At 51.6% G+C, this 7167-nt stretch carries 9 protein-coding genes; all 9 read right to left on the reverse strand.

Annotated elements, in window-relative coordinates:
- On the reverse strand, positions 1–320 hold a 320-nt coding region (locus tag FYJ53_RS20830; RefSeq protein WP_154557760.1), incomplete at its 3' end, for a hypothetical protein.
- A gap of 9 nt (positions 321–329) precedes the next feature.
- The gene (locus FYJ53_RS20835) at positions 330–731 is read right to left on the reverse strand and encodes a hypothetical protein (RefSeq protein ID WP_154557761.1); all 402 of its coding nucleotides are present in this window, start codon (positions 729–731) and stop codon (positions 330–332) included.
- Positions 732–740: 9 nt separating this feature from the next.
- A complete protein-coding gene (locus FYJ53_RS20840; protein WP_154557762.1) occupies positions 741–1277 on the reverse strand; it encodes a hypothetical protein in 537 nt (178 codons plus the stop codon).
- Position 1278: 1 nt separating this feature from the next.
- Entirely contained in the window at positions 1279–3051 is a 1773-nt protein-coding gene (locus tag FYJ53_RS20845) for a hypothetical protein (RefSeq protein ID WP_154557763.1), read from the reverse strand.
- Positions 3052–3067: 16 nt separating this feature from the next.
- Positions 3068–4369: a siphovirus ReqiPepy6 Gp37-like family protein gene (locus FYJ53_RS20850; protein WP_154557764.1), complete on the reverse strand. Its 1302-nt coding sequence runs from the start codon at positions 4367–4369 to the stop codon at positions 3068–3070.
- Positions 4360–4971, reverse strand: coding sequence for a hypothetical protein (locus FYJ53_RS20855; RefSeq protein ID WP_154557765.1), 612 nt, complete (start codon positions 4969–4971; stop codon positions 4360–4362). Before FYJ53_RS20855 ends, FYJ53_RS20850 begins: the two co-directional genes overlap by 10 nt.
- Positions 4972–5026: 55 nt before the next feature.
- On the reverse strand, positions 5027–5242 hold the full coding sequence (locus FYJ53_RS20860; RefSeq protein ID WP_090415374.1) for a hypothetical protein: 216 nt from the start codon (positions 5240–5242) through the stop codon (positions 5027–5029).
- A 6-nt stretch (positions 5243–5248) separates the two neighbouring features.
- Entirely contained in the window at positions 5249–6103 is an 855-nt protein-coding gene (locus tag FYJ53_RS20865; protein ID WP_143074452.1) for a phage tail domain-containing protein, read from the reverse strand.
- Positions 6096–7167 (reverse strand): M23 family metallopeptidase (locus FYJ53_RS21740; RefSeq protein WP_154557766.1); only part of this gene is annotated, 1072 nt, incomplete at its 5' end. The genes FYJ53_RS21740 and FYJ53_RS20865, both read right to left, overlap by 8 nt.

Raw genomic sequence — 7167 nt, forward strand, 5'->3', positions numbered from 1 at the left:
TCTGTTACAAGTACATCTGAAGGCATAATTCTAAAGAGATCCGGGATAACAAACCCAAAAGTCCTTTCATCTCCGGCTCGAAAATAGCGTTGGTTTCGATCAAAAATCTCTAAATAGCCAAAAAGCCCCTTTTCAGGATCTTGATCTTCTGGCGATTTCACCTGCGCAAGGCTGTTGACGCTAATGGCTTCCATAAAACGCGCATAGTCGATTGCAGAAATTTCGATATCGCCATCTTCTGGTGCGCCTTTGTCTGCTTCGATTGCGTAAATCGTGTAGCTTTCGCCGGCAATTCTTAGGTAATATTTTATGTTTTCCATCTTTCCTCCTTAATAACCCTTTGCTTCAAAACTTACACGGAAAATTTTGTTTGGAGCAGCGCCGTTGATCACGATTTTCACCTGGCTAAGCCCGACCTTCATGAGAATAAGTTGTCCAACCGTCCAAGTCGAGTCACCTATTTCGTAGATTCCATCTGTCAGGGAGACAAACTTATTCGGAAACGCTATGGGAAGCGTAATGGTCTGTGTCGCTGTCCCGGATGCGTTCGTCGTTAAGTCTCCATAACCAAAAATATAAATCTGTCCGCCGGGCAGCTTCCGATAACATCGGGCTTCTCCAAGGCTTTGGACCCAGCCGCTTTTTATCATATCCTCCGATGTATCAAAATAATGTGTATCCCAATCCGCACCATTAAAAGTACGAAAGGGCCTTTTAATTGTTGATCCCATAATTCCTCCTTATATCCATATATCATTTTTTTTAGGGTTGCTTGGTGTGGCCATTCCGGTATTCACTGTATTACCTGATGCTCCTGTAATTTTCGCATCGACCTCTGCCTCTGTATAATAACGGTCATCGTGTGTATGCGCTGATGGCGCAAACGTACTGGGTTTGCTGCCAATCTCATTCCACGCATATGAAGGCTTCACCGATGCTTTTGCCCAGCCATAGACATCTGATGCAGGCATCGATGCCGGAAAGTCGGTAATCTGACTTTTTGTATGCGTATGTGCTTTGGGTGTCCGGGCATCGCTGAGCCGAGCGTCATTGCCCTGGCACACTGTCCCGGCTGCCGTTCCGAAGTTCTTATTGAACGCATTGTTCTTGGTAAAGGCCGGCTCTGCGCCAATATCTGCTGGCGTTGGCTTGTTGCTTGCGGAATACTGCTTCACGTTGTCGACATTGCCAAGCCCCACATCGGTTTTGGTTGGCTTATTTCCTTTGTGAAATACATCAAAGCCGTTAAAGGTAAATTCTTTTCCAAATAGTTTCATGTTATCCCACCACCGTCACTCGGTACTGCCCGCTGGCTGGCGCGGTTGCGAACAGGAGCGTAATCTTATTTGCGTCCGTAATCTGGCAGTCGCACATCACCACGTTGAAGGGGCTGGCGGCTTCTTTCACCGTCACGGTCACGTCCTGGGTGCCCAGACTGTGGGTTACAACAATGCTGGTGGCGGTTCCGTCCCCAATGGCGGAGCTGTATTTTTTCGTCTGAGCGTTCCAGATGGCTTTTTCCGCGTCGGTTACGAAGCGGTGGGTGGCGTCGGGGGTGATCATGGACGCCGGGTGGGTTGGCGGATGGGTATAAACCGTATCCTGCGCCGGGATGCCAAGGGCGGTAATATCCGCCTTTACAACTGCTCCACCGTCCACGACATGTCCGTTTGCGTCTCGTCCGACTTTCCGGAAGCTGGCCGTCAAAGCGGTCAGCGCCGGGTGCACGTATTTATTGGCTCCGGCCTCAATACCATTGAGCTTTGTCAAAAGCGCGGCGGTGAAGTCGTTGGTGGACAGACCCTTTCCGGTTACTTTGTCCACCTTTCCGGCTAAAGCGTTGGTGACGGTGGTCGCAAAGTTGGGATCATCCCCCATGGCTGCGGCCAGTTCGTTTAAGGTATCCAAAGCGTCTGGTGCGCCGTTGATCAGGTCATTCACGGCCTTTGATATGGCCGCGTCCGCCTGTGCTTTGGTATAGCTGCTGTCCAGCTTGCTTTTGTCTGCGGCAGCCATAAGGCCGGGTTTACTGGCGGTTGCCACTGGAATAGGGTCTGCGCCGCCGGTCAGGTGCTCGCTGCCATGCACTGGGAATGGCTCGACGTTGATGAGCTGGATATAACGGGCCAGCAGGATATCGCCGGCCTCCAGTCCGAGTTTTAAGCTAAAAGCTGTGCTCGAGGTTTCGGTGATAATATTGCTTTCGATTTTTATACCGTTTAGAAAGACCTGTAAGGCCCCCACGCCGGTGTTGTATTTGCCGTTTGTCAGGGTAAAATCTTTTTGCCCGGCGGTGGCTACGTAGCGTTGCTCTTTTATAATAAACCGCGCCGGATCGGCTGCTGCGGACAGGGTACCGTCTTCTGTTATGGTCAGGTTGTCCCCGACTTTAATCCCGCCGAGTCTTGAAGCGGTGGCAATGGGCGGCGTAAAAGTGCTGGGCTTTCCGGTAATGTCAGCCCATGCGATGGTGTCCTGACCGCCGACTTGCAGCCAGGTATTCGCCGCGTTGTCAAGCCAGATCTTTTTGGTGTCGGTGGCGATATACAGGGCTTTTGAACCGGTTGCTGCGCCTTTGGCGGCATCGGCTCCCACGGTTATCTGGGTGGGCATAAAGCCGAGTTTCTCGGCAATTTTGGCTGCGGTCAGCTCGTTTAGAATCGTGGCGGCACTTTTGTCCTCCACGTTGCCCAGCCCCACGTCGCTTTTGTTAGTGCCGTGGGGATTGGTGCCGCTGCCCGGGTGGGTGTAGACACTTGTCTCGGTCCCGTTAATCTTAATGTTGCCGTTGGTCGTGGATTTCTCCACCTTGGTAGCGCCGGCCGCGATGCCGTTGAGTTTATTCAGCAGGACTGTTGTAAACTTTTCGCCGTCGTAAACCGCGCCTAAATCCACCCAGCCGTTTGCGTACCCCAGGAACCGGTTCGTGGTCGTATCGTAATAGATCAGGCCGTTGAGCGGGCTTGCCGGGGCGGTGCCCAGGCTCTGGATTCGCATGTTCAAAATTTCATTGCGGTTTAAATCAATACTGGTTAAATAAGGTATTGCCATCTCATACCTCCCTTCTCTAATTTAAAAACGCCTTTCCGGCAAACTGCGCCGAAAAGACGATCTCTACTGTGTTTTTATCCATATGTTTGACCTCGCCGATCACCACAGTTCCGGCGCTGTCGGTGATGGTGCAGGACGGAAATTTTCCGAGGTTGTGCTGCACGGTCCATTTCATGGCCGGGGTGGTCTGGGTATGGGTATAGGTTTTATCCCCGCCGACGCTGGTCCGGCTCTCGGTTTTAATCTCCTCGGAGGTAGACTTTACTACGTCGGTGATGGTTTTGACCGGGTCGCCAAAGGTTGGCTCTATTTTAATGCCGTCAGCCTCATAAGTCTCCTGTATCTCAACGATCTGGTTGTTGTCCAGATAATTAAGATCTTTGTCGTAGAAGGTGGTGATATCGCCCAGGTCCCACTTCTTTCGGTAGTCCCGGGTGATCACCTCAAACTCAAAGCTGTCGGTGGCCTGATACGCTTTCAGCTTGGCGGCGCCGCGATCCTCAAGGGCTGTACTCTCGCCCTGCTCGATATCTCTCGCGTCGATGAACACTTCTCTTCGGTCAACATCGGTCAGATCATCCCCTAAAATGATAATCTCCCGGTTTTCACCCTCGCCCTGGCCTGCCACGTAGGCGGTTGTCTTGGCCCCGACGGAGCTGTGGGTGTAGTTACGTTTTCGGACATTGCCGAACTTCTTGGCAAAGATATAGGGCTCTGCCCCAAGATCACCCAGATCATTGTCATAGCTCCGGTCGACTCCCTCCACCACTTCAAAATTAAAGGTCTGGGTGTCGGGGTTCATGGTAATCCGGGCCCCCAAACCGCTCTGCCTGCACAGGCTCTCGATCTCGTCGGACAATACTTTATACCGTGTCTGGAAGGTAATGCTGCCGCCGCGGTGCTGGCTTTCGCCGAGCCGGAGCCTTTCAATGGGGCGCTTGTCCACTGCATTTTCTTTAACCAATGCGTAAATAATGTCTTCAACCGGTGTGCTGTTAAACACCCGGTAACCCTCTCCTGCCGGCGGAACGGTCAAGCGGTCAGACAGCAGATACAAAAGGCTGAATCCTTTTATGGTCGCCTCCTTCGCGTAATACTCGTCGTCCTCGTTGTACCGGATCACGCCGCAGCGCTCTGGGTCTTCATCAAGGATGATCAGATTGCCGTCCGCGTAAAGCGTTGGGTCGGGCTTGGGGACATGGAATTCAAAATTTCCGTAGGACTGCCATTTGCGTACATAGATCAGGGACTTATAGCGGTCAACCTTTCCAAGAAAGTTCATCTCTTTGTCAAAGACGTTAATCTTTGCTAAATCCATATCATACCAACCACCTTGTCTGCTGGCTCATTTACCTGTATCGCAATGGGCCGCCATCCTAAAGACTGTTGTTTTTCAAACCATGCGTCAAACTGCGCCTGGAACTCCTTGAGCATGGTGCCCATCTCATTAAAATATTTTGGTCGGATGGCACCGCACAGTTCTTCCCGGTACCGTTCATCGGTTATGGTCAGCTGTCCGTCCTTGCTTACACGCACCTGCGCCAGGGACAACTCGTGCCGGATACTGTCCTGCTGCAGGCTCGGCGGAGCGGGGCTGCTGGCCGCTGTTCCGGGTTTTAAAGCGATTCGGCAGGTCTTTTCGCTGTAATCCAGCCGGATTATCACCCGGTCAATCCGGTCGTAATTGGCGTCCGGCGTGACCGTAATGCTTTTGGTTGAATCGTTGTAATTCCAAGCCCCTCTCAAAATCGAAAAGCCCTTTGCCACCTGCACCTTTCCAGCGCTGGCGGTCACGGCATAGTCCATCACCCCGGCGCTCGAAACCGCGATTCCAGAGTAAAACAGGTTGTCGTAGTACCTCAAAAGCTCATCCTGCCCGTATTCGGTTTCGCCATCAAAAAATCCATCATGTTCTGCCACTTTTTCACCACCTTTCGGGTATTAAAAAAGCACCCTTTCGAGTGCTGTTGCATTACTAAATCTTTTCTATTTCATATTCTCCAAGAAGAATACGAATAAGATAACTGTCCCAATCATCTTGAAACTCATACGCATCGGGGCCAGCTATGCCATTTTCTGTAAAATAATAAATTTCATTGCATAGTCTTTCGCCATCCGCGAATTTAATGTGAAATTTTTCTCCAATCCTAACACCTAGAAGATCCGCTACTTCTTTCATACTATTTTTCATCTTTCATCACGCTCCCAAATACCGCTCCCTGAACCGAATCTCCACACTTTGCGGTACCAGCTGGTTCTCGGTGGTATACTCCACCAGATTATCCCCAACCCGCAGTTGGAAGAAATCACTCCGCCAGTCAATGGCACTAAATGCGTTCTCCCGCACACCATCCCGCTCGATCTCAACGCTGTTGACACCAAAGGTGGTGTCGATATACAGGGTGTCGTCGCTGGTTAACTCCCGCTTTACGCGGATGTACTCCCCGGTTTGCAAAAGCCTTACGGTCGGGTTATACGCCGGGCCTTTAAAGATAATCTGCACGGGCGTTTCAACGTGGCCGCTGTTGATAATATTGACTCTCGGTTCTCCGCGCCTTTTTAAATGGAACGGCAGCTTGAAGGGGAATTTCAGGCCGCCGATCCAGGTGGAGATTTCGGTATTAGATTCTGTAATGGTTTTGAAAAACGGTTCGGGGCAGACAAGCTCAACATGCATCTTCAAAGGCTCGTACAAATTATTCTGGTTATCCTTAAGGCTCTCCACTTCATAATCAATGGTTTTGAGCACCCCGCAATAGTCCACCAAAAGCGTTCCTGTCTGTTTTGGATTGAAGAAACGCAAGAGTTGATCCCGTGTTTCAGACGATTTTTCAACGTTTGGGCATTCAAATGTAACCGCAATGGGCCTCTTCCCGATCCGTTTGGATTCCACGTCATCCCCATCATAGTGGTTCCTCTCGTTTGTTTTAACTTCATATTCAAAGCCATCCAGACCCGTCGGTTTCTCTAAAAGCCTCAGATCGAAGCCCTTTCCCATCTCGACGGTCTGGTTTCCATTCTTAAACTGCAACTTTACTTTATATTTATCCAAAGGCAAGCTCCCTTCCTGCCCGCTTCAATGCGCGCGCTGTTTCGCTTGGTGATTCTGGCGTTTCTGCAAAATAGATGTTTTGAGTGATGCCATTATCGTTGTTGTTGGTCACATTGCTGATTGTAGTCTGATTGCTTCCGGCGTTGACACCCGGGTAGTTCTTTGCCAGGGCGATCTCATGTTTTACGGCTGAGGTTAACAGTCCGCTCCAGAAACTGCCGCCGCTGTTGGCATAGGGGTTGTCCTTCTTGCGCACCACCGCCTCACCTTCATGGACCATGGCCAGCATATCTTTTGGAATGTACCGGCTGCCAACCGCAAAACCTGGAAACAGCTTTAACGGGTCAATCTGCTCGCCGCCCATGATGACAGAGAAGTGCAGGTGAGGCCCGGTGGAGTTCCCGGTACTGCCGACCAGGCCGATGACCTGGCCCTGGGCAACGCTGGCGCCTTCGGAGGTTCCGATGGCGGACATATGGCCGTAAAGGGTTTTAAGCCCGCCGCCGTGGTCGATGATGACGCAGTTTCCATAGCCGCCGTTGGGTCCGGCCAGCTCAACCTTACCGGGCAGGGCCGCGTAGATGGGCTCACCCATGCCAGCACCGATGTCAATGCCCTGGTGATAGCTGCTGCCCACCCCGCCCGTATCATCACGGTACCCGAAATGGGAGGTGATGGTTTTGCTGTCGGTTGGGAACAGGATACCTCCGGAGCCAAACAGTGCGCCGGACAGGTTGCCGAGCTTAATCCCCAGCTTTTCAAAGAGCTTGGCGGCGCCATCGCCCATAAGCTGGATGGTTTTCAGGATGTCGAAATTTCCGCTTTCAAAAGCGGCTTTCATATCCGCGACCATTTTATCCACGAAGCGCATGAGCTCGTCACCCTGCAAGCCGTTGATCAGTCCTTCGATGAGGTAGGCCCCCATCTCAAACATCACTTTAGAAGGTGAGTTGATCCCGAAGCCTTCCTTGAATTTGGTCACCACGGACTGTACCAGGCTGCTGGCCGCGTTGTTGGCGTCTTCCTGCCTGGAGTTAATGCCAGAGACCAGGTTGTCAATGGCG

This window comes from Eubacterium sp. BL-380-WT-2B, from assembly GCF_009696115.1.
In the GTDB taxonomy this organism is placed as follows: Bacteria; Bacillota; Clostridia; order Eubacteriales; family Eubacteriaceae; genus Eubacterium; species Eubacterium callanderi.